Annotated in this window: 19 protein-coding genes; 6 read left to right on the forward strand and 13 right to left on the reverse strand. The window is 43.5% G+C overall.

The window, feature by feature from the left end:
* Positions 1–51 precede the first annotated feature (51 nt).
* Positions 52–456, forward strand: coding sequence for a hypothetical protein (locus AACW75_RS19025; protein WP_029225283.1), 405 nt, complete (start codon positions 52–54; stop codon positions 454–456).
* A gap of 145 nt (positions 457–601) precedes the next feature.
* Here the strand turns inward: AACW75_RS19025 and AACW75_RS19030 are convergent, their stop codons facing one another.
* Positions 602–1,195, reverse strand: coding sequence for an outer membrane beta-barrel protein (locus AACW75_RS19030; RefSeq protein ID WP_029225284.1), 594 nt, complete (start codon positions 1,193–1,195; stop codon positions 602–604).
* Positions 1,196–1,340: 145 nt separating this feature from the next.
* On the opposite strand from AACW75_RS19030, the gene cydH reads away from it, so the two are divergent.
* Positions 1,341–1,430, forward strand: a complete 90-nt coding sequence (gene cydH, locus AACW75_RS26595; protein WP_102554343.1) for a cytochrome bd-I oxidase subunit CydH — start codon at positions 1,341–1,343, stop codon at positions 1,428–1,430.
* A 42-nt stretch (positions 1,431–1,472) separates the two neighbouring features.
* Complete coding sequence (locus AACW75_RS19035) at positions 1,473–2,687, forward strand: patatin-like phospholipase family protein (protein ID WP_017076696.1); 1,215 nt, start codon at positions 1,473–1,475, stop codon at positions 2,685–2,687.
* A 184-nt stretch (positions 2,688–2,871) separates the two neighbouring features.
* Here AACW75_RS19035 and pyk read toward each other — a convergent pair whose 3' ends face one another.
* Positions 2,872–4,320, reverse strand: a complete 1,449-nt coding sequence (gene pyk, locus AACW75_RS19040; RefSeq protein ID WP_017076697.1) for a pyruvate kinase — start codon at positions 4,318–4,320, stop codon at positions 2,872–2,874.
* Between the two features lie 319 nt (positions 4,321–4,639).
* Between pyk and mlc the strand changes: the two genes are divergently transcribed.
* Both mlc and AACW75_RS19050 read left to right on the forward strand, forming a co-directional pair.
* Complete coding sequence (gene mlc, locus AACW75_RS19045; protein WP_102554340.1) at positions 4,640–5,857, forward strand: sugar metabolism global transcriptional regulator Mlc; 1,218 nt, start codon at positions 4,640–4,642, stop codon at positions 5,855–5,857.
* 167 nt (positions 5,858–6,024) lie between these two features.
* Positions 6,025–6,966, forward strand: coding sequence for a chemotaxis protein CheV (locus AACW75_RS19050; RefSeq protein WP_017076699.1), 942 nt, complete (start codon positions 6,025–6,027; stop codon positions 6,964–6,966).
* 310 nt (positions 6,967–7,276) lie between these two features.
* On the opposite strand, the gene AACW75_RS19055 is transcribed toward AACW75_RS19050, so the two are convergent.
* From AACW75_RS19055 to AACW75_RS19070, 4 genes are all read right to left on the reverse strand, one after another.
* Positions 7,277–10,369, reverse strand: coding sequence for an error-prone DNA polymerase (locus AACW75_RS19055; RefSeq protein WP_145570997.1), 3,093 nt, complete (start codon positions 10,367–10,369; stop codon positions 7,277–7,279).
* Positions 10,370–10,488: 119 nt separating this feature from the next.
* The gene (locus tag AACW75_RS19060; protein WP_237297498.1) at positions 10,489–11,958 is read right to left on the reverse strand and encodes a Y-family DNA polymerase; all 1,470 of its coding nucleotides are present in this window, start codon (positions 11,956–11,958) and stop codon (positions 10,489–10,491) included.
* 3 nt (positions 11,959–11,961) lie between these two features.
* Positions 11,962–12,669: a translesion DNA synthesis-associated protein ImuA gene (imuA, locus tag AACW75_RS19065; RefSeq protein ID WP_237297499.1), complete on the reverse strand. Its 708-nt coding sequence runs from the start codon at positions 12,667–12,669 to the stop codon at positions 11,962–11,964.
* A gap of 154 nt (positions 12,670–12,823) precedes the next feature.
* On the reverse strand, positions 12,824–13,564 hold the full coding sequence (locus AACW75_RS19070; protein ID WP_004736577.1) for a YciK family oxidoreductase: 741 nt from the start codon (positions 13,562–13,564) through the stop codon (positions 12,824–12,826).
* A 137-nt stretch (positions 13,565–13,701) separates the two neighbouring features.
* Between AACW75_RS19070 and sohB the strand changes: the two genes are divergently transcribed.
* Positions 13,702–14,769 carry a protease SohB gene (gene sohB / locus AACW75_RS19075; protein WP_186437197.1) on the forward strand — a complete coding sequence of 356 codons (1,068 nt, stop codon included), beginning with the start codon at positions 13,702–13,704 and terminating at the stop codon, positions 14,767–14,769.
* 181 nt (positions 14,770–14,950) lie between these two features.
* On the opposite strand, the gene AACW75_RS19080 is transcribed toward sohB, so the two are convergent.
* The 7 genes from AACW75_RS19080 to pflB all read right to left on the reverse strand — a co-directional run bounded on the left by AACW75_RS19080 (position 14,951) and on the right by pflB (position 25,585).
* Positions 14,951–16,531 (reverse strand): SpoVR family protein, encoded by a 1,581-nt coding sequence (locus tag AACW75_RS19080; protein ID WP_017076705.1) that lies wholly within the window; start codon positions 16,529–16,531, stop codon positions 14,951–14,953.
* Between the two features lie 10 nt (positions 16,532–16,541).
* Entirely contained in the window at positions 16,542–17,813 is a 1,272-nt protein-coding gene (locus AACW75_RS19085; RefSeq protein WP_017076706.1) for a YeaH/YhbH family protein, read from the reverse strand.
* Between the two features lie 143 nt (positions 17,814–17,956).
* Positions 17,957–19,891, reverse strand: a complete 1,935-nt coding sequence (locus tag AACW75_RS19090; protein WP_029225287.1) for a PrkA family serine protein kinase — start codon at positions 19,889–19,891, stop codon at positions 17,957–17,959.
* A gap of 577 nt (positions 19,892–20,468) precedes the next feature.
* Positions 20,469–20,969 (reverse strand): YfbU family protein, encoded by a 501-nt coding sequence (locus tag AACW75_RS19095; RefSeq protein ID WP_017076708.1) that lies wholly within the window; start codon positions 20,967–20,969, stop codon positions 20,469–20,471.
* 223 nt (positions 20,970–21,192) lie between these two features.
* Complete coding sequence (gene pflA / locus AACW75_RS19100; RefSeq protein WP_017076709.1) at positions 21,193–21,933, reverse strand: pyruvate formate lyase 1-activating protein; 741 nt, start codon at positions 21,931–21,933, stop codon at positions 21,193–21,195.
* A 164-nt stretch (positions 21,934–22,097) separates the two neighbouring features.
* Positions 22,098–23,099, reverse strand: coding sequence for a lipid A deacylase LpxR family protein (locus AACW75_RS19105; RefSeq protein ID WP_135454551.1), 1,002 nt, complete (start codon positions 23,097–23,099; stop codon positions 22,098–22,100).
* Positions 23,100–23,308: 209 nt separating this feature from the next.
* A complete protein-coding gene (gene pflB, locus AACW75_RS19110) occupies positions 23,309–25,585 on the reverse strand; it encodes a formate C-acetyltransferase (protein ID WP_017076711.1) in 2,277 nt (758 codons plus the stop codon).
* Between the last annotated feature and the right edge of the window lie 89 nt (positions 25,586–25,674).

The following is a 25,674-nucleotide window of genomic DNA, read 5'->3' on the forward strand; positions in this document are numbered from 1 at the left end:
CTCTTTGGTATTCAAGTAACCTATCGTTTTTTGAAACAGTTTGAGAATATTATGAAACATCGTTACTTGATTGGCCTTATGTGTTGCAGCTGTGCCTCATTGGCTAATGCTTCTGAAGCTCCAGACTTGGAAGTCGGTTTAGCCCTTGATCAAGATTTAAGTGTCGTTGTGGAGTTTGATCAGAAGTATCGTGCAACGATTGGTAATGACGGCGCCGCTTTTGATTATATTTTTAAGCGTGGTCAATTTGAGACTGAAGCGCCTTTGAGTTGGTATGTAGGTGCAGGCGCATGGGCTGAATGGAATGACGATTTTGGCTTACGCTTGCCATTAGGCGTGAAAGTGAATTTTTACGAAGGTTGGAATGCTTACGCACAAGTTCACCCTGAACTAGACATGTATAAAGGTGTTGAGTTGCAAGTGGGTGGTGCCCTGGGTGTTACCTACAAGTTCTAATCTGAACTGAAAGTCGAATTACAGTCAAAAGCCAGCGTTGAGCTGGCTTTTTCGTTTGATCAGACATCCATATCTTCTGTTAGATCATGTCGCTCAGAAAGTGGTTTCGCTTGATAAGCCGTTTGAGGCGAAAAGCGCTTTTGACTTAGAAGGTAAAACTCAGTCCGACATTGGCTTGAAATTGGTTCATCCAGTCGGTGTCAAAACGGATAATGCAGTCTTGCCCATTGTTCGGTATGTTACAAACTCCGGATGTGTCGTTATCGACAACAGTGCCTAGCCAGCGTACTTGGGTGTTTAATGCTAAGCGGTCGCTAAATTTGTATTCCAAGCCACCAAAGATTGAGGTAGAGAACCCATACTTGTCTTTCGCCCAATCTACATCAACGTAAGAGGCACCTAGACCTAGCCCTAGATATCCGGACAACACAGAGGAAGCAGGGTAGTAAATACTGCTTTGAAAATGTAGGTATTGGATTGAGGATCTAAGATCTAGCGATTCTAACTCTGAGCTTTGGTTGGAATAGAAAAGGCCGATACGTCCTTTTTCAAGCGGCGTTTCAATCGCGAAGGTGAAGTTTTCCGAACCTTGCATGTCGTAGGTTTTACCATCTTGGTCTTCAACACTGCCACCGCCGGTATAACCCACCATAGGGGTAATGATGATCTCCGGTGAAGCATACACACTTGAAACTGAGAAAAGCGTAATTAGCGCCATCATATTTGCTTTGTTATTCATGAGTATATCCTTATCCATACACTTACTAATTGTGATGGTTACATCAATATTGTGCGACTAATTTAGACGATTCTTGAAGATACTTCACACACCTGATAATACTTAAGTAGAGACTCGACAAATTAATAATAAGCCAGAGGTGTCTATGGACCAGAATCTGAAAAATGCTCTACAAATAACAGTGTTAATTTACACTATCATTCTTTCATTCGGCTTTATTGCGATTGGTAGCTAATACCATTTATCGTGAGGCTGAGTTTCCATACTCAGAGAATGAATGAATAGTGGGATTATAACCAATATTGATACAGCAATAGACTTGGATTATTACGCTAAGTTTATTGCTGGGAAAACAGCACTGGTCGCTCAAGGTGGCGGACAGAGAAGTATTTTTACTGCAGGAGTGTTAGACGCCTTTCTTCTTTCTAATTTTGATCCCTTCGACGAATTTTTTGGCACTTCAGCGGGTGCACTCAACTTGTGTGCTTATCTATGTCGCGATAAAGGCTTAGGTCGTTCTTTTGTTCTCGACCTCACCACATCACCAGAGTTCTTTAATCTCTTTTCTTATATACGACACCGAAAGAATTTGGGGTTAGAGTGGGCCTTGGAGCAAATCATGGCCTATCCATACAAGCTCGATCTTGATTTGGGAAGACAAACCCTAGGCGATCGCCAACTCTTTGCTGCGGTAACAGACTCTAAAGATCTTCGCGATCATTATTTTCCCTTGCTAGGGGAAGACTGGTACAAGGTGATGATTGCAACGTGTGCGATTCCTCGTCTCTATAACGATGAAGTGTTTATTGGTGATGGTGCTTATGTGGATGGTGGTGTATCTGCCTGTATTCCAGTTCAAGAGGCGTGGCGAAGACAGGCGCGTTCAATCGTAGTAATTAGAACGGAACCCGTGATTGAACAAGGTGATGAAACGTCGATTCAGGCTCAAAATAAACAGACGTTACCTAAAGCCCCAAAGCGTATATCGGCAGAAGAACTTGAATGGTTTCGTGAATCATTCGATAGTGTCCAAGGTCATTGGCAACAAAAAGTGGATCAGTGGAAAACCGATTGGACTTCTTTCTTCCATCAACAAATCTTGAGCTCAAAAGAACAGAAGCGCGATAGGGTGCATTTAGACCTTCTTAACGGTGGTCGGTGGTTGTTTGGTGCTGATGATATTTACCGCTTGAGTCATTTGATTGGAGATAAATTTGATTCTGGGCTAGCTGATATGCTAATGGTTCACTACCAAACCTACTCATTGACTCAGGACTTCCTTAATTCACCTCCTGATGATGCGTTTGTGGTTCAGATAGCCCCTAGCCAACCGCTAAAATCGAACTCCTTAATGAGTGACAAAGAAGATCTACTGTATGATTACGAATTGGGTTTAGAAGCAGGCTATCGATTTGTAGAAACTTACATTGCCACAGAAAACGCTCGCAGTTCATACATGCCACAATTGGCAACCAGTGTCGCTGATAAGTAATGCTCGACGTTGATAAGTTGGTGCGTCGTTAATTAAACGAACAATATTCAGATATAAAAAAGGGTTATTGAACTTGGTTCGATAACCCTTTTTTGTTTGCTTGCTGAACTTCATGCTTAAATCTAGGAGCTTAAAACTTAAAACTTAGAGCTTAAAGTGTAGATAAGAGCCTAGCAGTCAGAAATTAAGTGACAGGCAAGATTCTCATGCAGTTAGTTGATCCTGCTACATCCATAATATCCCCTTGTGTGACGATCACTAGGTCACCAAACTTAAGGTGTCCTTTCTCTTTTAGGCAAGCAAGAGTCGATAGTGCGATGTCAAAGCTGTCTTCGGCTTCTGTTTCAAAGTAGATAGGTGTCACGCCTCGGTACAGAGTACAACGGTTAAGCGTACCTTCGTTACGAGATAGTGCGTAGATAGGCATATCGGCACTTAGACGCGACATCATCAACGCAGTGCGTCCTGATTCGGTGAGAGTGACTACGCCTTTGATGCCTTCCATATGGTTCGCAGAGTAGATGGTCGCCATAGAAACCGTTTCTTCAGCCGTGACAAAGGTGCGGTCAATTCGGTAATTGGACTGATTGTTAATACCCGCCATCTTTTCAGCACCAATACACACTTCCGCCATAGACTTCACGGTTTCGACTGGGTAATCACCTGCTGCTGTTTCGCCTGAAAGCATTACAGCGTCCGTTCCATCAAGCACGGCGTTGGCTACGTCCATCACTTCTGCACGAGTTGGCATTGGCGCGGAGATCATCGACTCCATCATTTGAGTTGCAGTGATCACTGTTCTGTTAAGCGCTCTAGAACGACGTATAAGCTGTTTTTGTACTCCAACCAACTCAGGGTCGCCAATTTCCACTCCAAGGTCACCACGAGCCACCATGACCACATCTGATGCCATTATGATGTCATCCATGTTCTCAACCGTTGCGACTGTCTCTGCTCGCTCCACTTTCGCAACCAGATGAGCTTCTAAGCCTGCTTCTCGTGCGAGCTGACGAGCGTAGTGCATATCTTCGCCATTACGTGGGAAAGAAACGGCTAAATAATCAACTTTGATTTGTGCTGCAGTGATGATGTCGCGCTTGTCTTTTTCTGTAAGCGCCTCAGCAGAAAGGCCACCACCTTTTTTGTTGATGCCTTTATTATTTGAAAGCGGACCGCCAATGATGACTTCTGTATGAACGCGACAGCCTTCTACTTTGGTGACTTTCAGTTGAACACGACCATCGTCAAGTAACAGGATGTCGTTAGCGGATACGTCGTTAGGTAATTCTTTGTAATCAAGGCCGACGGCGTGTTGATCGCCTTCACCTAAACTTAGGCTACTGTCGAGAGTAAATTGGTCACCGACGGCAAGTTGTATTTTGTTATCTTTGAATGTCGACACACGAATCTTGGGACCTTGTAAGTCACCGAGAATGGCGATTTGAGTACCGAGTCTTTTTGCTATCGCTCTGACTTTTTCTGCGCGCTGTATATGGTCTTCGCTGGTGCCGTGAGAGAAGTTCATACGGACGATATTAGCTCCGGCTTTGATGATTTCTTCAAGCACGTTACCTTTATCAGTAGAAGGGCCTAGCGTTGTGACGATTTTCGTTTTTCTTAATTCGGCTGTCATGGATACTCCTAGAGTGAGGCCAAGTAATCTTTCAAAAGACTGAATTAAGTATATGCATTAATTGATAATTTATTGGGAGCTAGGAAGATATTTCTTTATTTGTCTCTAATTATTGAATTCAGAGCCAAAAGACGATGTTTTATTCTGAAAATTAAGTCTCAATTTATCGATGTGTGTGTTAATTTTTCTCAAACTATTTGACTAGATACACAAAGATTCATGTATATACGTGATACTGGTCACGGCGATATACCAAGTGACTTCACAATTACTTCGCAAAGTAAAAAAATTAACTTGTTGATGATTTCTGGAGCGTAAAATGTACATGGCTCAACCGGGCCATATTGATCATATCAAACAGGTCAATGCTGGTCGTGTATATAAACTAATTGACCTTAGAGGTCCTATTTCTCGTATCGATTTGTCCAAGCAAAGTGAGTTGGCTCCTGCGAGTATTACCAAAATTACCCGTGAACTCATTGAAGCTCACCTCATTCACGAAACGACGGTTCAAGAAGCCACGACTCGTGGGCGTCCTGCCGTCGGTTTGCAAACCAATAACGAAGGTTGGCAGTTCCTGTCGATGCGTCTTGGTCGCGGATATTTGACGATCGCGCTTCATGAATTGGGTGGTGACGTGCTTATCGATACTAAAATTGATATTCACGAACGAGACCAAGACGATGTGCTTGCACGCCTTCTTCATGAGATCGATGAGTTTTTCCAAACCTATGCTGAGCAGCTTGGCAGGGTGACGAGTATCGCAATCACCCTACCGGGTCTTGTGAATTCTGAACAAGGTATTGTGTTGCAGATGCCTCACTACAACGTTAAAAATTTAGCGTTGGGTCCTGAGATTTACAAAGAAACGGGTCTACCTGTCTTTATTGCTAATGATACCCGAGCTTGGGCATTAGCAGAGAAGTTGTTTGGTCACTCACAAGATAACGATAATTCGGTTCTTATCTCGATTCACCATGGTGTAGGTGCCGGGATCATTCTCGACGGGCGAGTGTTGCAAGGTCGCCACGGTAATATCGGTGAACTTGGGCATATCCAGATCGATAAGCAGGGCAAACTTTGTCATTGTGGTAACCGAGGCTGCTTAGAAACCGTCGCGAGTTCTCAGGCGATCCGTGATCAAGTGAAAGAGCGACTGGCGAATGGTGAAGCATCGACGCTGACGGTGTTTGAAGATGTCACTATTGAACAGATTTGCGCTGCTGCTGCCGATGGAGATCCTCTAGCCGTTGAGGTGATTGAACAGCTAGGTCGTTACTTAGGTGCCGCGATAGCGATTGTAATTAACCTTTTCAACCCAGAGAAAATCTTGGTTGGTGGTGTTATCAATCAGGCAAAGAGCGTGTTATACCCTGCGATTCAAAAGTGTATCGATGAGCAAAGTTTGTCGGTTTACCATCAAGATTTAGAGTTGGTGGAATCTCGATTCTACAAGCAGGCGACCATGCCAGGTGCAGCGCTTATCAAACAAGCCTTATATGATGGCCAGCTTTTAATGAAAGTGATTGAAGGTTAACCCTTTTACTCCTCTGCTCGCTCTACCCTAAACCTTTCCATGTATTTAAACTTTGTATAACAATAATTGTTGTACTTAGTTTAAGTATTCTGTGCATTGGCGCTTTGCTTTAACCTATTGAAGTAGGCTATTGTAGCCACAGTTATTATTTGTCACTAAGGTGTTGTATGTCTGGCGTTTTAAATTCAGTTGATCAGAGAACCAAACTGGTTGGTGAAAACCGCCTGGAACTCTTGTTATTCAGCTTAAATAGTCGTCAACTATTTGCGATTAACGTATTTAAAGTGAAAGAAGTCTTAAAAGTGCCAGTACTCACTCGCTTACCGGGCTCTCATCATCATATTACCGGAGTTGCTTCTTTGCGTGGCGAATCCGTTCCCGTTATTGATTTGCGCAGTGCGATTGGCTTTCCGCCATCACGTGCAGAGTCTCAAGAAAGCAATTTGATCATTACGGAATACAACCGAACCGTACAAGGTTTCTTAGTTGGGCAAGTTCGTAATATTGTGAACACAACATGGACTGAAATCCAACCGCCGCCAAAGACAACGGGTCGTGCAAACTACCTGACGGCTATCACGCATATTCAAGAAGAAGAGCAGCACAAAATCGTCGAGATTATCGATGTTGAGAAGGTGTTAGCTGAGATCATCGATTACGATGTGTCTATCTCTGAGGGCGTTTTAGATCAGCAGTTAGCTAATGAAATGGTTGGACGTAACGTGCTTATTGTTGATGACTCTTCAACCGCACGTAACCAGATTAAAGGCACCTTATCGCAACTTGGTTTAAACATTATCGAATGTTGCGATGGCTTAGAAGCACTAACCTTACTTAAAGGATGGTGTGATGAAGGTAAAGACATCAATCAAGAAATATTGTTGATGATCACTGATGCCGAAATGCCCGAGATGGATGGTTATAAACTGACTCACGAAGTACGCACTGACCCTAGAATGCATGATCTATTTATCACGCTAAATACTTCATTAAGTGGAAGTTTTAATGAAGCCATGGTTGAGAAAGTAGGGTGTAACCGCTTTATTTCTAAATTCCAACCTGACCTCTTGGTTGAAGTAACTCAAGAGAGAATGCGTCAGTTATTATAATTAATGTTGCTGTACGGTTTGTTTTGAATGATCTTATGGAAAGCGTTTGCTAATATTGATTGAGCATATTTCTCGTAACGAAATATGCTCAACTACTAGCGTAACTTTTCACATACAATCTAAGGTAGTTTCTCTTAATGATATGGTTAACTTCTAAAGTTGTAATGACTTTGAGCTTATTACTATATAGGGAATTTAAGAAAAGACGTACGGAAGCTGAAGTTGAGTCATAACTCAACGATTTGAATTGAAGGGAGGCTGATGCCTCCCTTTTCCTTTTCTGGTGTTTATGAAAGGGTTATTTGAATCGCTAATGAAAATCCCGTGACTTGGTGTTCAAGCCAACAATTTCATCGGTAATATCGATGAGCTTTCCCGCAATTACATGCACGACTTCGCCTTCCTTCTCTAAGACTCCTTGTACCTTTAAAGCCTTCGCTGTCAGATAAGCTTGCTGCTGTGCGCGTGCAGTGGCTCCCCATACCACAACGTTAATATTGCCTGTGTTATCTTCCAACGTGACAAAGGTAACTCCTGCGGCAGTGCCGGGTGATTGCTTACCAGTAACAAGCCCAACAACCGTGACCATGGATTTATGTCTTTGTTGTTTTAAATCTTTCATATGTGTGAAGCGGCCTAATCGGTTGGCTTCTTGTAGCAAAGTGATTGGGTGCTTGTTTAAGGAAATCCCCACACTGGTAAAATCCTCGAGTAGATCCTGCATCTCGTTTGGCTGATGCAATGTGTATTCAGCGCAAACATCCTCAGCAGAGTCATTTACATGGCTAAATAAGGGTAAGTCAGAGGCTGAATCCATAATCGCCCAGCGCGTCTGAAATCGATCGCCTGAAACATTGTGCAGCGTATTAGCCGATGCAAGCAGTTCAATATCCTTTTTGTTCATCGATAGTTGCTTTACCTGACTTGGATGGCGGTAACCTGAACGCGGGCGATTGGCGAGCACGCTTTGAATACCATGCTCGCTTAGCCCTTTGATTTGTCGTAATCCTAAGCGAATGGCCAATCCATTTTGATGAGTGACGACCGTGTGATTATCTTGGGAAGCGTTCACACATATAGGAAGGATTACCACATTATGCCGCTGCGCATCTTGTACCAACTGTGATGGGCTATAAAACCCCATCGGTTGGCTATTCAACAAAGACGCGTAGAAACATTCTGGGTAGTAACACTTCAACCAAGCTGAGCAATACGCTAATACTGCGAACGAGGCCGAATGGCTTTCTGGAAAACCGTATTCACCGAAACCACATATTTGTTTAAAGATTTGTTCGGCAAACTCTGTCTCATAGCCGCGATTTTGCATCCCCTCGATGAGCTTGTTTTTAAACTTAAATACGTTGCCATTCTTTTTCCAAGCCGCCATAGCGCGTCGGAGCTGATCGGCTTCTCCCCCCGTAAACCCTGCCGCGACCATCGCGAGCTTAATCACTTGTTCTTGGAATATCGGTACCCCTAAGGTGCGCGACAATACCGATTCAACATCCTTGGATGGATAACTGATGGGCTCAATACCATCTCGACGCTTTAGGAACGGATGTACCATGTCTCCTTGAATGGGCCCAGGACGCACGATAGCGATTTGAATCACCAAGTCGTAATAGGCCGTTGGTTTAAGCCTTGGCAGCATGCTCATTTGCGCTCGTGACTCAATTTGGAATATCCCGACCGTGTCTGCCCGTTGAATCATGTCGTAAACTTGAGGATCATCCTTAAGGCGAGTGATCTCTGCAATGGTCAGTGATCGTCCATGGATAGACTGGATCAGGTCGAAACATTTACGAATTGCAGAGAGCATTCCAAGTGCGAGTACGTCCACTTTAAGCAGCCCCAGAGTTTCCAAGTCGTCCTTATCCCATTGAATGATAGTTCGGTCGTGCATCGCGGTATTCTCGACAGGAACCAGTTCATACAAAGGCCCTGAGGATATGACAAAGCCACCGACGTGCTGAGATAAGTGACGTGGAAAACCGATAATTTCATTAACCAAGTGGATAAACTGCTGACCCTTTAAAGAGTCAGGCTGAAGACCTAATTGGGTTAACTGCGCTTGCCAACCTAGGCTTTTGTCTCTGCGATTTGTGTTCTTAATAAAGTAATCAAGCTGGGTTTCTTGTAGCCCCAACGCTTTGCCTACATCTCTGACCGCACTTTTAAAGCGATAAGAAATGACGGTCGCGGCAAGCGCGGCGCGTTCTCTTCCGTATTTTTGATAGATGTATTGAATCACTTCTTCGCGGCGTTCGTGTTCAAAATCGACATCAATATCGGGCGGCTCATCGCGCTCTTTACTGATGAAGCGTTCAAATAGTACCGAAATCTGCCTTGGGTCGACAGAGGTGATCTCTAGACAGTAACAGACCACGGAATTGGCCGCAGAACCTCGACCTTGATAAAGAATACCTTGGCTTTTGGCAAACATGACAATGTCGTGAATCGTGAGAAAAAAGAAAGGGTAGTTGAGCTCACCAATCAACCCCATCTCTTTATCTATGATTTGTTGAATGTCGTTAGGCACGCCTCGCGGGAAGCGAGCTTGTTTCCCTTTCTCGACTAACATATGCAAATAACTCATAGGTGTTTCGCCTTGAGGAATGAGCTCGCTAGGGTATTCGTAACGTAAGCTGTCTAAGTCAAAATCGCACAGCTCTGAAATTCGACTGCTCTCTTCTAACCACTCTGGTTTGAAAATGTGAGAGAGCTTATTGATGCTCCTCAAACAACGCTCCGCATTGGCCAGTAAGTGACTACCCACTTCTGTTATTGGACATTGATGTCTTATTGCGGTTAATGAGTGTTGTAACGGTAAGCGATTAGCATTGTGCATCAGCACGCCACCACAAGCGGTAATTGGTAGGTGGTGATGGCGTGACAGTTCGACACAATAGTCGGTGTATTGCTGATCGGTTTGTTTTAGGTGTCTTTGTACGCCAATCCACAGCCGGCCTGAATGATGTTGGGAAAGCCAATGCCCCCAATGTGCATCTTCATTTTTTTGTTGAGGAAGCCAAACAATGAAGCAGTGCTTGGCTGACATGATATCCCACTCAGAGAGTTGATAATGTCCTTTGCTGCTACGGCGTCTCGCGTTGGTGATGATACGGCACAGCTCGGCATAGGCCGTTCTATTTGGGCATAACAATACCACTTGGCATTCTTCATTTAACCAAAACATACTTCCGACAATTTGCTTGAGCGACAGTTGATGCTGCTTGATCGCAGAGTGAACCTTAACGATGCCCGCCACTGAGCATTCGTCAGTGATAGCGAGCGCTTTGTAACGTAAAAAGTCGGCCTGTAAAACGAGCTCTTCCGCGTGCGAAGCTCCTTCAAGAAAGGAGTAATTGCTTTGGCAAAATAGCTCTGAGTATTGCTGAGACATAACGTAATCTCACTTAACTATGGCGAGTGAACAGGATTGAAAAGGGACGTTGAAATTGCCAGTGAGTTGTATTGAATGAGCCACTAAATTGACTTACTTACTACTTACTTTCTTACAAACTAGCTAAATAAGCCGTGCAAAAACCATTGTTTATCGGGCGTTCTGAAGACCCATAACCATCGGCCGTTTTTACTGTGAGCAATAAAGTAGTCACGAATGATTTTCTCGCCATCCCACCAGCCAGAAACAATGCGCTCAGGACCTTGAGACAGGGTGACGCTTTCGGTTAAGGCTTCGGGCTCTGGCAGTAAAATACTGGGCCTGAGTCGCTGTTGGTTGATATTGAAAGCAGTGGTTTGTTGTTCGAACTCTGGGGGTGTTTGCTTCTTTGCCACAGACTTACTCAGTGTTGGAAGCGAGTACTGATTGGCTTTTTCTGGCCTTGGATCGTGCTGTATTTTCGGTGTTTGAATGCAGGCTTGCCCTAACTTAGCTTGCAGTAATGAGAGCAAATCTAACGCGGCAAGTGTTCCTGTATTGCCATCAAAAAGATCACGGTAGGCCATTTGCGGTTCGCCATGACGAATTAAGGATAGAGTCAGCCCCTGAACAGGTGCCGTGATCTTCAGTGATTCTAGGGTTAAACGCGTAAGGTTCGCCCACTTGGCGGCAAGGTAATCGCCCTGTGCGGAATAAAAAGAAACATGATGGTCGTCTTTATCCCTTAGATGCAAAGTCAGCGCTAACTCGAAAGCCACTCGGTCACGTAACTTCAAAAAGCACTCGAGCTGATTCAACAATTTCAGTAGCGGCTTTTCGATAAACAGGATGTTTTCAATATCAAATAGCAGCTCCAAATATTGTTGAAAGTTCTCTGGTGGATGATAGAAGTCAATAGGGTGCTTGAACTGCCCATTAAGGCGACCGACATAGTTCACCAAGTCGATATCAAAGCGCCGTGCGACATCTTGCAAGGGCAGTTTTAATAGGTCTTCTATTAAGTTAATGCCGACACGGTTCAGTCGTTCCACTTGCTTAGTTGGCAGCTCGCTGGAACTCAACGCTTGCTGATTGACCCAAGTTTTCATTTGCTCAACATTGTTCGTTACTTGGTTGATTGCTTGTTTGCCCAAAAGGATCGCGGAAAGCGGCGAATAACCGGTGGCGAAGCTGAACTGGATGCTGAGTGTTTCTAAATGGCTTTTGAGTTCATGCCAGTAGTTAGCTAGCCCATCATAAAGCGACAGCATATTAGAGGCTTTAATCAATAAACCATTGGGTGGCAGCAACGCCATGTCGGAAGTGACCAGATACGCCCATTGAGCAATCTCTTTCAGCTTACTTTTCTCTAATTCAACGCTGTAAGGATGGACGTGTAAATTGTGGCAAAGCGCGGCCGCAGATCCTAGCCCCATTCCAATTGTGATACCCAATTGCAGCGCGGCGTGATTGGCTTGCAGTACACGATGATCTTTTTCATCTACGATGATAAGAGGCTGACCGTGTGATTCTTCGTTCGAACCCAATTCATTAGAGTTAAACAAGGTATCCAATTGCAGCGATGGGAAATGCAGATAAAGCCACAACATACGTTAGCCCTGTTTCGCAATAGGAAAAGCAAGTACCGTGTTATCCGACAAAGCTCGATGTGAATTATCTTCATGGATGACTTTTTGTGTGAGTAATGGCCAATTTTGACTCATGTCTAGAACGAAGTTGCCATACGACCAACTGCCTTTTCTTTTCGTGACTTCAACCTTTAGCCCCTGAGCGTGAGCAGACAGTCTCATGCTTAGAGAAACGGGTAGGGATAACTGATTATGGCTGGTGGCCTTAAAGTGAAATTGCAGGCACTTACCGGTTTCGCTTGCTGCTTGCAGTCGCTTGGTTTGGTGTATCTCTAGATCGGCTCCCCATAGCAATACAGAGTGACAAGCACCGCTTTTTAGGCACTGTTCTGCGGCCCATAATGCATCGAGATCTCGTTGAGGTTGGATAACGAGAATGTTCTCTAAATGGATACCTTGGTTGTTGAAAAATTCAGCACAGATTTTCCCTGGCGGGTTAATGAATATGGCCAGTTTCTGTGGGTTATGTTGAGACAAATAAGGAGTAAGTAAGCGAAGTTCGCCTATCCCTTGTTTTGATTCAATCTCAATAACACCATGCGCTGGAAAGCCACCATTAAGCTGTTTATCCAATTGAGGATAACCTGATGAAGTGGTACTTCCTTGCGTTGTCGATTGTAACCCTTTCCAGATTAACTGGCGGTCTTGTAAGTTTTTTATTAGTTTATGCATAGTTAAATACCTGTATATATATACAGTATATTTAACTATGAAAAAGATGCAAAGAGAAATGACGAAAATCAGGTGAACTAAATATTAGATGGTTGATTTAGATACAAAAAAAGCCGCTATTAAAGCGACTTCTTGTTATTGCTCATAATATCAGCTACTTAGGTTGAGCGTCGATACATTGACCATTAATGTCTGTCACACTTGGGTTCATTAAGTGTAGGTACAGTGGAATGATGTCGAGTGGCGTTTTCAGCTTGTTCGCATCTTCACCTGGGTACGCTTTTGCACGCATGCGTGTTTGAGTGCCGCCTGGGTTAATCGCGTTAACACGGATGTTGGTGTCTTCAAGCTCGTCGGCTAAAATTTGCATCATGCCTTCTGTCGCAAACTTAGAAATCGCGTAAGTGCCCCAGAATGCACGGCCAGAGTGGCCAACTGTAGAAGAGGTGAATACGATACGGCCTGCTTCCGCTTTTTTAATGACAGGCAATAATGCTTGAGTCATTAGAAATTCAGCTTTAACGTTGATTTGCATGACGCCATCAAACGTTTCTTCATCGATTTGATCGAATGGACTCAGAGTGCCAAGCACACCGGCGTTATGCAGTAGACCGTCTAAACGGCCGAATTGTGATTCAATGGTTTCAGCCATATCGATGTAGTTTTGTTTGGTTGCCCCTTTAAGGTCTAGCGGAATAATCGCAGCCTGAGGGTAACCAGCACTTTCAATTTCATCGTAAATAAATTCGAGGTTTTTTACGTTACGGCCTAACAAAATAACTGTTGCACCATGTTGGGCGAAGCTTAATGCTGCTTGGCGACCAATACCAGCACCGGCACCTGTAACCAAAATTACTTTATCTTTGAGGGCATCTGTAGAGATTGGGTAATCCACTGTGCTTATCCTTCTTTCTTTTATTATGTTCGTCATTCCATTGATGTTTTATCACACAGATAACCGCAGGAATGATGAGAAATTCTTGGTAATCGTGACAAGATGGTTACAATACACTAATTCATACATTAGGGGATATGACATTGGAATTTTTGTTGGACTACGGCTTGTTTTTAGCCAAGATTGCGACCGTTGTAATCGCCATCATTGCAATTTTAGTGATTGCTAAATCGGTGGGTGGAAAATCAAGCGCGATTAAAGGTGAGCTGGAAATCACGAACCTATCTGAGCACCATAAACAGACGATTGAACAATTAGAGCATCATCTACATGATGATGCTTTCATCAAAGCACGTGATAAAGCTGAAAAGAAAGCGGAAAAAGAGAAAGTAAAATCACGTGGTAAAGAAGTGAAAAAAGCAGCAAAAGAGGGTGAGCTTGATAGCAAGCGTGAACCGCATCTGTTTGTTCTCGATTTTAATGGCAGCATTGATGCTAAAGAAGTGGCTTCGTTACGTGAAGAAGTGACAGCAATCTTGGCTGTAGCTCGCGAAGGTGATGAAGTGTTGCTTAAGCTTGAATCTGGCGGCGGCATGGTTCACGGCTATGGTTTGGCGTCTTCTCAACTTGATCGCATCAAAGCGGCAGATCTGCCTCTGACTATTTCGGTAGACAAAGTTGCAGCAAGTGGCGGTTATATGATGGCCTGTATCGCAGACAAAATTGTATCTGCTCCTTTCGCTATCGTTGGTTCTATCGGCGTTATTGCTCAACTACCCAACTTCAACAAACTGCTGAAAAAGCATGATATTGAATTCGAACAGCTAACGGCGGGTGAGTACAAACGCACGCTCACTATGTTTGGTGAGAACAGCGATAAAGCACGCGAGAAGTTTAAAGAAGAGCTAGAAGAGACACATGGCTTATTCAAAGACTTCATTCGTGATCACCGTCCTGCACTGGACCTTGAGAAGGTTGCTACGGGTGAACACTGGTTTGGTACACAAGCACATGAACTTGGGCTGGTGGATGAGATCCGTACTTCTGATGATCTAGTTGTAGAAGCATGCAAAGACAAGACAGTTCTAGCGATTCACTACGTACAGAAGAAAAAGCTTTCGGACAAGTTAGCAGGCGTTGCAGGTAAATCTGCTGATAGCGTGTTGATGAAGCTGATTGAACGCGGCCAAAAGCCGATTGTTTAAGCTTATTGAGTTCTAGTTTTAATGCTTAGCGTCTATTGAAGACGCTCGAGCCTTAGAAAAGAAAGCGCATAAGTCATCAGACTTATGCGCTTTTTTATTGCTCCACTTCCGAGCGGGTTTGACCACTATGTTGTAGGGGGAGCGGAGTCTTATACCAACCACTGACTTACTGTGGTTGGTATTAAATCTTTGCTCCATAATCATTGCGTTTTGGGCAAGTGGTCAGGATTTCTCTATGACCTGTGTCTTTAAGTTCTTCCAAAATGACATCAAAACCCCATAAGCGGTAGAGATGTTTCATTACTTCATCGTAGCCTTTGTCAAGCGGGATGCGGTCATGAGGGACATATTGTAGAGTCATTGAACGATCACCACGAACATCCACATTAAACACCTGAATATTAGGCTCAAGGTTACTTAGGTTGTATTGCGCTGCAAGCTTTTCTCGAATCAGGCGGTAGCCGGGGTCATCATGGATAGCGCTGATTTCAATAGTGTTTTTACGATCATCATCGAGCACAGAAAATAACCTAAAATCTCTAATGATCTTTGGTGAAAGATATTGGCTGATGAAGCTTTCATCTTTGAAGTTATGCATCGCAAAATGCACGGCTTCTAACCAATCACTTCCGGCGAGCTCTGGGAACCACTCTTTGTCTTCATCTGTAGGTTCTTCACAGATACGTCGTATGTCTCTAAACATCGCAAAGCCAAGCGCATAAGGGTTTATCCCACTGAAATAAGGGCTGTTGTAGGCGGGTTGCGCGACCACGCTGGTATGGCTGTGTAGAAACTCTAAGATGAACTTATCACTCACCAAACCTTCATCATAAAGGTGGTTCAGAATGGTGTAATGCCAGAAGGTAGCCCACCCCTCATTCATTACCTGTGTTTGTTTTTGAGGATAGAAGTATTGGCTTACTTTGCGAACGATACGGACGCATTCACGTTGCCAAGGTTCAAGTAATGGCGCATTTTTTTCAATAAAGTAGAGGATGTTTTCCTGAGGCTCACTAGGGAAACGATGCTTTATTGCTTCCTCTTTAGTTTTACTCTTGGGAACGGTTCTCCAAAGCTCATTTACTTGCGATTGCAGATAAGCTTCACGCTCTTCTTGTCTCGCCGTTTCTTCAGCAATGGAGATCTTCTCTGGTCGTTTGTATCTGTCTACGCCGTAATTCATTAGGGCGTGACAAGAATCAAGAAGTTGTTCGACTTCGGAAACACCGTATTTTTCTTCACAGTCCGCAATGTATTTTTTAGCGAACAGTAGGTAATCAATAATGGAACTCGCGTCTGTCCAAGTTTGGAATAGATAGTTACCTTTAAAGAACGAGTTGTGGCCATAACAAGCGTGAGCCATAACGAGCGCTTGCATAGTTACAGTGTTCTCTTCCATCAAATAAGCAATACATGGATCTGAGTTGATGACGATTTCATACGCCAGTCCCATCTGTCCGTGTTTGTAGTTTTGCTCGGTTTGAATGAACTTCTTACCAAATGACCAGTGGTTATAGTTAATGGGCATACCAATACTGGAGTAGGCATCCATCATTTGTTCAGAGGTAATCACTTCAATTTGGTTTGGATATGTATCTAAACGGTAATGCTGCGCCACACGTTTGATTTCAACGTGGTATTGCTCTAACAGGTTAAACGTCCAGTCAGGACCGTCAGGCAGCATCTTGTCGTGTTTCTTTTGTGCAGCCTTGTCTCTATCTGCAGCATTTGATTTCTCTGCAACGTTTGATTTCGCTGTCATGGCAAGCCCCTTATGCTGTCTCTTTCTGGAACAGTTCTCTAAACACTGGGAAGATGTCTTCCACGGTCTTGATGTTTTTCATTGCGAAGTTGTCAAAGCTACTTTCGAGTTTTTCGTATTCATGCCAAAGGGTTTGGTGAGATCGACGTGTGATCTCTATATACGAGTAATACTGGCAAGTCGGTAAAAGTTTCTTAACCAGTAGTTCCTTACAACGAGGTGAATCGTCGGCCCAGTTATCACCATCAGAGGCTTGTGCTGCATAGATGTTCCATTCACCAGCAGGGTAGCGATCAGCAACAATTTCATTCATTAACTTCAGAGCGCTGGAAACGATAGTGCCCCCGGTTTCTTGGGAGTAGAAGAACTCATGTTCATCGACTTCTTTCGCTTGCGTATGGTGACGAATAAACACCACATCGACGTTTTCGTAGGTTCGGTTGAGAAACAGATAAAGAAGAACATAAAAACGCTTAGCGATATCCTTAGTCGCTTGGTCCATTGAGCCAGACACATCCATTAAACAGAACATCACGGCTTGGCTAGATGGGATAGGGCGCTTCTCGTAGTTTTTATAGCGTAAGTCGAAGGTGTCAATGAACGGTACGCTTTCGATTTTCTTACGTAACTCGGCAATCTCTTCTTTTAATCGACTCTCTTCAAATGGCTGAGCGGGTTCTGTCATTTGAATTTGGTCAAGCTGTTCCATCAGTAGATTCAGTTCGCGTCTTTTCCCTGCTGTCATCGCGGTTCTTCGTGCAAGAGACTGCTGTAGGGAACGTACAATAGCGATATTGGATGGAATCCCTGCACTCTGATAACCGGAGCGGTGCGTCTTCCACTCAGTGATTTTGTTGACCTGATTTTTTTCCAGATTAGGAAGTGCCAAATCTTCAAAGAGAATATCTAGATATTCATCTTTTGATATTTGGAAGGTAAATTCATCTTGGCCTTCGCCATCAGGGCTAGCATCGCCTTGACCTGAACCTCCACCTTGACCACCACCTTTAGGGCGTTCGATTTTGTCACCAGTGATGAACTGATCATTACCTGGATGAACGCGTTCTCTTGCGCCGCCTTGTCCTTGGTGGAAGCTCGGCTCTTTGATGTCTTTATGGGGAATGGTAACGTCTTCACCCGTTTCGGTATTGGTGATTGAGCGTCGGTTGACTGCATCGGCCACAGATTCTTTGATTTGCTCTTTATGACGTCTTAAGAAGCGCTGTCTGTTTACTGCACTCTTATTTTTGCCATTGAGCCTCCGATCGATAAATTGTGCCATAAGAACTCCCTCTCATCTGATGTCGCGATCCTACTTTTTCTAGGGTGTAAAAGTTATTCGTTTATTAGAGCGATTGGTTTATTAAGGTATAAAAATTATTGGTTTGTACGAGCTGCTCACTTGAACAGCTCAGTACAGTTTCTTTATGAGGATTTACGAACTCTTAGGTACCACTCGGACAGCAGTCTCACTTGTTTCTCGGTGTAGCCTTTTTCCATCATACGAGCAACAAAGTCGTCGTGTTTTTTCTGATCATCCGTTGAGGTTTTAGCATTGAACGAAATAACAGGAAGCAGCTCTTCTGTGTTGGAGAACATTTTTTTCTCAATAACAGTACGTAGTTTCTCGTAGCTAGTCCAAACTGGATTTTGACCGTTATTGTTGGCTTTGGCACGAAGTACAAAGTTCACAATCTCGTTTCGGAAATCTTTAGGGTTACTGATTCCGGCTGTTTTTTCGATTTTCTCGAGCTCAGCATTCAGAGATGAACGATCAAATAGTTGGCCTGTTTCTGGATCGCGGTATTCTTGGTCTTGAATCCAGAAGTCAGCGTAGGTGACATAACGGTCGAAGATATTTTGTCCGTACTCGGAGTAAGACTCTAGATAAGCGGTCTGAATTTCTTTACCAATGAATTCGACGTAACGTGGTACTAGGTACCCTTTCAAGAACTCAAGATACTTCTCAGCGGTTTCTTGAGGGAACTGCTCACGCTCAATTTGTTGTTCAATAACGTAGAACAGGTGAACCGGGTTAGCGGCCACTTCAGCTTGATCGAAGTTGAATACACGCGACAGGATCTTAAAGGCGAAACGTGTCGATAGCCCTGACATACCTTCGTCAACGCCGGCATAATCTCGGTACTCTTGATAGCTCTTCGCTTTTGGATCGGTGTCTTTTAAAGTTTCACCATCGTAAACTCGCATTTTTGAGAAAAGAGAAGAGTTTTCAGGTTCTTTTAGTCTCGACAGGATGCTGAATTGAGATAGCAGGTCGAGTGTGCTTGGTGAACAAGGAGCATGGGATAGTTCACTGTGTTCAAGCAGTTTTTTGTAGATCTTAACTTCTTCAGAAACGCGCAGGCAGTAAGGAACTTTTACAATGTAGACACGGTCGAGGAATGCTTCATTGTTTTTGTTGTTACGGAAGGTTTGCCACTCTGACTCATTCGAGTGAGCTAAGATCATACCGTCAAACGGTAGTGCTGAAAGCCCTTCAGTACCGTTGAAGTTACCTTCTTGTGTTGCAGTTAGTAGAGGGTGTAACACCTTAATTGGTGCCTTAAACATCTCTACAAATTCCATCACACCTTGGTTTGCTTTACATAGCGCACCAGAATAGCTGTAGGCATCAGGATCATCTTGAGAGAAGTGCTCAAGTTTACGAATATCTACTTTACCTACAAGAGAAGAGATATCTTGGTTGTTTTCATCACCCGGCTCTGTCTTCGCGATCGCAACTTGGTCGAGAATCGAAGGGCGTAGTTTGATGACTTTGAATTTAGATATGTCACCACCGAAATCATGGAGGCGTTTAGCCGCCCAAGGTGACATGATAGAGCGTATGTAGCGTTTCTCTATTCCATACTCTTGTTTCAAAAGGTCGCCATCTTCGGTTACATCAAATAAACAGAAGGGGTGATCATTTACAGGGCTTCGTTCACCATCGGCAGACAAAACATAGATTGGCAGCTTTTGCATCAAAGCTTTTAACTTTTCAGCAAGGGAAGATTTACCACCGCCCACAGGGCCAAGTAAGTAAAGGATCTGTTTACGTTCTTCTAAACCTTGCGCAGCATGTTTTAGGTAAGAAACAATTTGTTCAATCGCATCTTCCATGCCGTAGAAATCTTTAAATTCGCTGTAGCGTGAGATGACACGGTTCGAGAAAATACGACTTAGATGGGGGTCTTGAGCTGTATCAATAACCTCCGGTTCTCCAATGGCCAGTAGTAAGCGCTCAGCAGCGTTAGCGTAAGCACTTTTATCGTCTTTACACAGCCCTAAGAACTCTTGCAATGTCAGCTCTTCTTCCTTGGCTGCTTCATAACGTGATTGATAGTGGTCAAAAATACTCATAGTCACATTCCCCTTGTTAACCAGTCAAAACTGACGAGCGATTTAAAAATAGGCTCTCCCTACAATTTAAGGTTAGACCCGCTTACACAATTTTGCTTAACAATTATGTATTTATTTACAATTTTGCGTGTGAAAAGTGTTGCGAAAGCAATGGGCAACTTGAGGTGAGTAGAATGAAATTATTTTGTATTCGAGGGGACTAGACGTTTGTTTTATGATTTTAGGAAGCTTTCCAATTCTCGCTCTGGATTTATGTGCATTAGATGATAATTGAGCCTTATGAATTGGTCTTAAATGAAAGACCGTATAACGTACTTAGTTATTAAAAAATCGCTTAGTAAATAAGTAGAGAATAGTAGAGATAATTGTTCAAAATAGTCGTTATTGACTCACGATTCGAGTAACGGAAAACCTATACTCGAGAAGATCACCATGGTTATTTGATGTTGCTTAGGTTTTCTAGTCAAAAAGAATCGAGCAAGAAAAAGGGTTACTCATTATGAGTAACCCTTTTTTGTAAAAATGGACTTTCTAAATCAATTTTCTTCGTTGAAACCTTATGTGGTTAGCACAAAGCTTAAGCACTAAAGATTTGAGATAGCTCTGTCGCACATAGGTGGTACTGACGAGGGCAATTACGCCATGTTGTAAGCATGCGACGGTATTTCTCTAGCATTGGCATTTGGCTATTGAAGTGGTGATCTGCTTTGTCAAACTGAGGGTAAAGACCTTCAGAATCAACAAGGAAACGCACGTAATGTACGATTTGCGCTTCAGACGCAATATCAAAACCAAGAAACTGAAGACGACGTTGATCAACCTCAGAACGTTCTTGTTCTGCTAGCATTTTGTTCGACTCTTGCATTGCATGGTACATTTCCATGATGTCGATAATTTCGCGGCATTCTGCTTCAGTCAAACAACCAAACTCTTTATTAAGCTCACGCATCTGGAGCTCGTAACCACGTTCTACAATCGTTTGTAGACGTTGGTATTTTGCAGAGTTCTCAGGGTTCATTTGAGACATTAGGTAGTATTGATTTGATAGAATTAGACGCTGAGCATTGGTCATTTCCATGGGAGGAGCCTCACTAAAAAACTAAATATTATATTCTTTTGTTGCAGTAAGAGTAACAGCATTCCTACGCGTCGAAACATGATCTCAACACGGATTTAATATGATTTTTTGAATTGATAAACAAAAGTTGTAAAGAAAAGTGAAAGGAGAGTTTGTGTTACAAAAAAGAAAACGCCCCAATCAATATTGAGGCGTTTGGAAGTGTATTTTACGTTGGTAAGGATCAGTATTTTACGTTTGGATGATATTGGCTAAGTACTGCAACAATCTCGTCCATCTTCTCTTTACTTGGAGGGTTTGTCCCGTCAAGAGGGTAGTCAAAGCCAAGCGCTTCCCACTTATGAGCACCAAGCTTGTGGTATGGAAGCAGTTCTACTTTTTCGATGTTATCCATATCTTTGATGAACTCACCAAGTAAGTGTGCATCTTCTGGCGTATCGGTGTAACCCGGAACAATCACGTAACGAATCCACGTTTTTTTCCCGATCTTGTGCAGGTAGCGTGCAAAATCAAGTGTACGTCTATTTGATACACCAATGAAATCGTGGTGTATCTCATCTCGCATGTGTTTGAGATCCAGCATGACCAGATCAGATGCTTCTAACACTTCATCTACGACTTCTGTGTGCTTGCGGATGTAGCCATTAGTATCAAGGCAAGTATGGATGCCTTCAGCTTGAGCTGCGCGGAAAAAATCGCGAACAAATTCAGGTTGTAGCATTGCTTCGCCGCCAGAGCAGGTAATACCACCACCAGAGGCTTTCATGAAATGACGGTACGATTTTGCTTCGTTGATGATCTCTTCGACCGTAATTTCTTTTCCATCATGAAGATCCCATGTATCGCGGTTATGGCAGTACATACAACGCATTAAGCAGCCTTGAAGAAACACAATAAAGCGGATACCAGGGCCATCGACAGTACCACAAGATTCGAATGAGTGAATGCGACCAGTTGTAGACATGAGCTATTCTCGTAGAGGAATTTATACCGTTTATTTTATTACAAAAACGGTACATAAAATAGGGTCAAATGGTAACGAGGTCTTTAAAAATAAAGGCAATCATCTGTGTAGATGATTGCCTTTATCAAACTTGAAAGGGAAAGGACGAAAGCCCTTGCTGATGGCTAGAAGAAAGCAAACATTGTAATGCCACCAGTGGTATAGACAGATTCTTTTGCTTCTTTGTAATCAGGTGTTTTTGCTGTTAGTGCGAAGGATGCACCAACGTATTGGTTATACCAAGCCATACCAAGTACTGCTGTCGCTTGAATGTTCTCTAAAGTGACATCGTAGATAGCCGGATCTTGGTTATTTGTTCTCGCGTATTCATCAACGCCAGAACGGTCGCCTTCGATCGTCAGGTCATTAAATCGGTAACGACCTTCTAGACCCGCGTAAGTAAACCAGCCATTGTTTGATGCGCCAATCATACCCGGTTTGAATGGGTTTTCAGTAGTGATGTTGGCCGCGCCAAAGTTGCCACCTAAATCAGTACCCCAACGGAACATAAAGCCCGTTTGGATATCACTTCTAAAGTTACCCACATTAACTTCTGAGATATTTGATATTTCAAAGTCGGTGTTCGCAATAGATTGATTACGCATTAGGTTGAAATGGCTTAAATAGCCAACGCTACCCGCGTACTCATCATCTATTTGGTATTCCCAACCCATAGGCTCGTCTGATTTAGTGATCGAGTGAACCAGCTTTTGAGCATCTTCGGAAAGTGCGCGCTCACCTGTTGTACCAAAGGTGATGTTAAAACGCTGGGCTTGTTGTGGGTGCAGGCTGATGTAATTGAATTCAGTGTGCAGGTAACCTGCGTATGGACGATCATTGGCCGATGGCGTTTCTAATTCAATATCAGAAGGCGTATACATTTTGTGGCCAATGGTGATCTCCCACTTATCTAAAGAGCTTGCGCCCCAATAGGAAAGACTTAATGGTTTGACCCAATCGTATGGGGTAATACTTGATGATGTGTAACCCAGAAATAAACCATTGGTATAGTCTTGGTCGACACCAAAGATGCCATCGTTGTCTAACGCAAAAGTTAACGTAGAACGTTCAGATGCCAATGATGAAAAAGAGAGGAGAATCAGTGGTAAACAACGAAGGTATTTCATGTAGCGGTTACTCTAAGATTATGAACCGAGATAGTATCGTAGTTTGCGCAAATTTGTGGAAAAAAAGTGAATAGAAGAAGGCTTTTTCTGCTCAAGCTAACATTTTGGGAGACTAGTGAAGTCAGTTCGATTTATGTCAGATATAAAAAAGCCCCGCACATTGGCGAGGCTAATTATTATTACTGAATGGTCAGCTTAAGCGTTTAGGCTTATAGAGACTCAGTAAATGTACGTGCGATTACGTCAGCTTGCTGCTCTGTAGTCAGAGAGTTAAAGCGTACAGCGTAACCAGAAACACGAATCGTTAGCTGAGGGTATTTCTCAGGGTGCTTAACTGCGTCTTCAAGAGTTTCGCGGTTAAGAACGTTAACGTTAAGGTGTTGACCACCTTCAATGCCAGCTTCATGGTGGAAGTAACCATCCATTAGGCCTGCAAGGTTAGCACGTTGGCTGTCTTGTTCTTTACCTAGTGCGTTTGGCACGATAGAGAACGTGTAAGAGATACCATCTTGTGCATCAGCAAACGGTAGTTTACCTACAGACGTTAGTGAAGCTACAGCGCCTTTCTCATCACGACCGTGCATTGGGTTAGCACCAGGAGCGAAAGGAGCGCCAGCACGACGACCGTCTGGAGTGTTACCTGTCTTCTTACCGTATACCACGTTAGACGTGATAGTAAGAACTGACTGTGTAGGGATAGAGTTACGGTAAGTCTTAAGCTTACGGATCTTGTTCATGAACGTAGAAACTAGTTCACAAGCAATGTCATCTACACGAGAGTCGTTGTTACCGTATTTAGGGTAATCGCCTTCGATTTCGAAGTCAGTTGCAATGCCATCTTCGTCGCGGATTGGTTTAACAGTCGCGAATTTGATTGCAGACAGTGAGTCAGCTGCAACAGATAGACCAGCAATACCACAAGCCATAGTACGACGAACGTCACGGTCATGAAGAGCCATTAGAGACGCTTCGTAGCTGTATTTGTCGTGCATGTAGTGGATGCTGTTTAGAGCAGTCACGTATTGCTTAGCTAACCAATCCATGAATGTGTCTAGGCGACCCATTACGTCATCGTAGTTAAGTACTTCGTCAGTGATCTTGTCGCCAACTGGGCCAACTTGCATTTTAAGCTTCTCATCAACGCCGCCGTTGATTGCGTAAAGCATAGTTTTTGCAAGGTTAGCACGAGCGCCGAAGAACTGCATTTGCTTACCAACGATCATTGGTGATACACAACAAGCGATTGCGTAATCATCAGAATCAAGGTCAGGACGCATTAGGTCATCATTTTCGTACTGGATAGAAGAAGTATCGATAGATACCTTCGCACAGAAACGCTTGAAGCCGTCAGGCAGTTGCTCAGACCAAAGAACAGTGATGTTTGGCTCTGGAGATGGACCCATTGTGTATAGAGAGTTTAGGAAACGGAAGTTCGAACGCGTTACTAGCGTACGACCGTCGATACCCATACCACCCATAGACTCTGTTGCCCAGATTGGGTCGCCAGAGAATAGCTCATCGTATTCAGGAGTACGTAGGAAACGAACCATACGTAGCTTCATTACGAAATGATCAATCATTTCTTGAGCTTGGTCTTCAGTGATTTTACCAGCAGCGATATCACGCTCAAGGTAGATGTCTAGGAAAGTCGAAGTACGACCTAGAGACATTGCAGCACCGTTTTGAGATTTAACAGCAGCTAGGTAGCCGAAGTAAGTCCACTGGATAGCTTCTTGAGCAGTTTGAGCTGGCTCAGAGATATCGAAGCCGTAAGACGCTGCCATCTGCTTGATTTGACCTAGAGCGCGGTGTTGCTCAGAAATCTCTTCACGAAGTTGCATTGTTGCAGAAAGATCTTCGCCGTTCTCGAAACGCTCTTGTAAAGAAGCGAATTGAGCTGCTTTGTCTTTCATTAGGAAATTAATACCGTAAAGTGCTACGCGACGGTAATCACCAATGATACGACCACGGCCGTATGCATCTGGAAGACCAGTCAGAACACCAGACTTACGACATTTTAGGATATCAGGCGTGTAAATATCGAAAACACCAGCGTTGTGTGTTTTGCGGTATTCTGAATAGATTTTTGAAACCATCGGGTCAAGAGTTTCACCGTATGCTTTACAAGAACCTTCAACCATACGTACACCACCGTTAGGGATGATTGCACGTTTTAGAGGTTTTTCAGTTTGTAGACCAACAATTGTTTCAAGGTCTTTTTCGATGTAGCCCGCATCATGAGAAGTGATGGTAGAGATAACAGAAGTATCGAAATCTACAGGTGCTTTAGTTGCGTTTTCCTGTTTGATACCTTCCATTACCGAAGCCCAAAGCGTATTAGTCGCTTCAGTACCTTCAGAAACTAGGAAAGACTCGTCGCCTTCATACGGCGTGTAGTTCTTTTGAATGAAATCACGAACGTTTACTTCGCTTTGCCACTCACCTGCAGCAAAATCTTCCCAAGCTTTAGCAAATTGCTCTGCCATGACATACCTACCTTTTTAGTAGAAAAAATACGTACTTTAACACTGTTGAGCCAGCGCCCCTCGTAAGGGTAGTACACTCTTATTAATAA

This window comes from Vibrio sp. L3-7, assembly GCF_963898195.1.
Taxonomy (GTDB): Bacteria; Pseudomonadota; Gammaproteobacteria; order Enterobacterales; family Vibrionaceae; genus Vibrio; species Vibrio echinoideorum.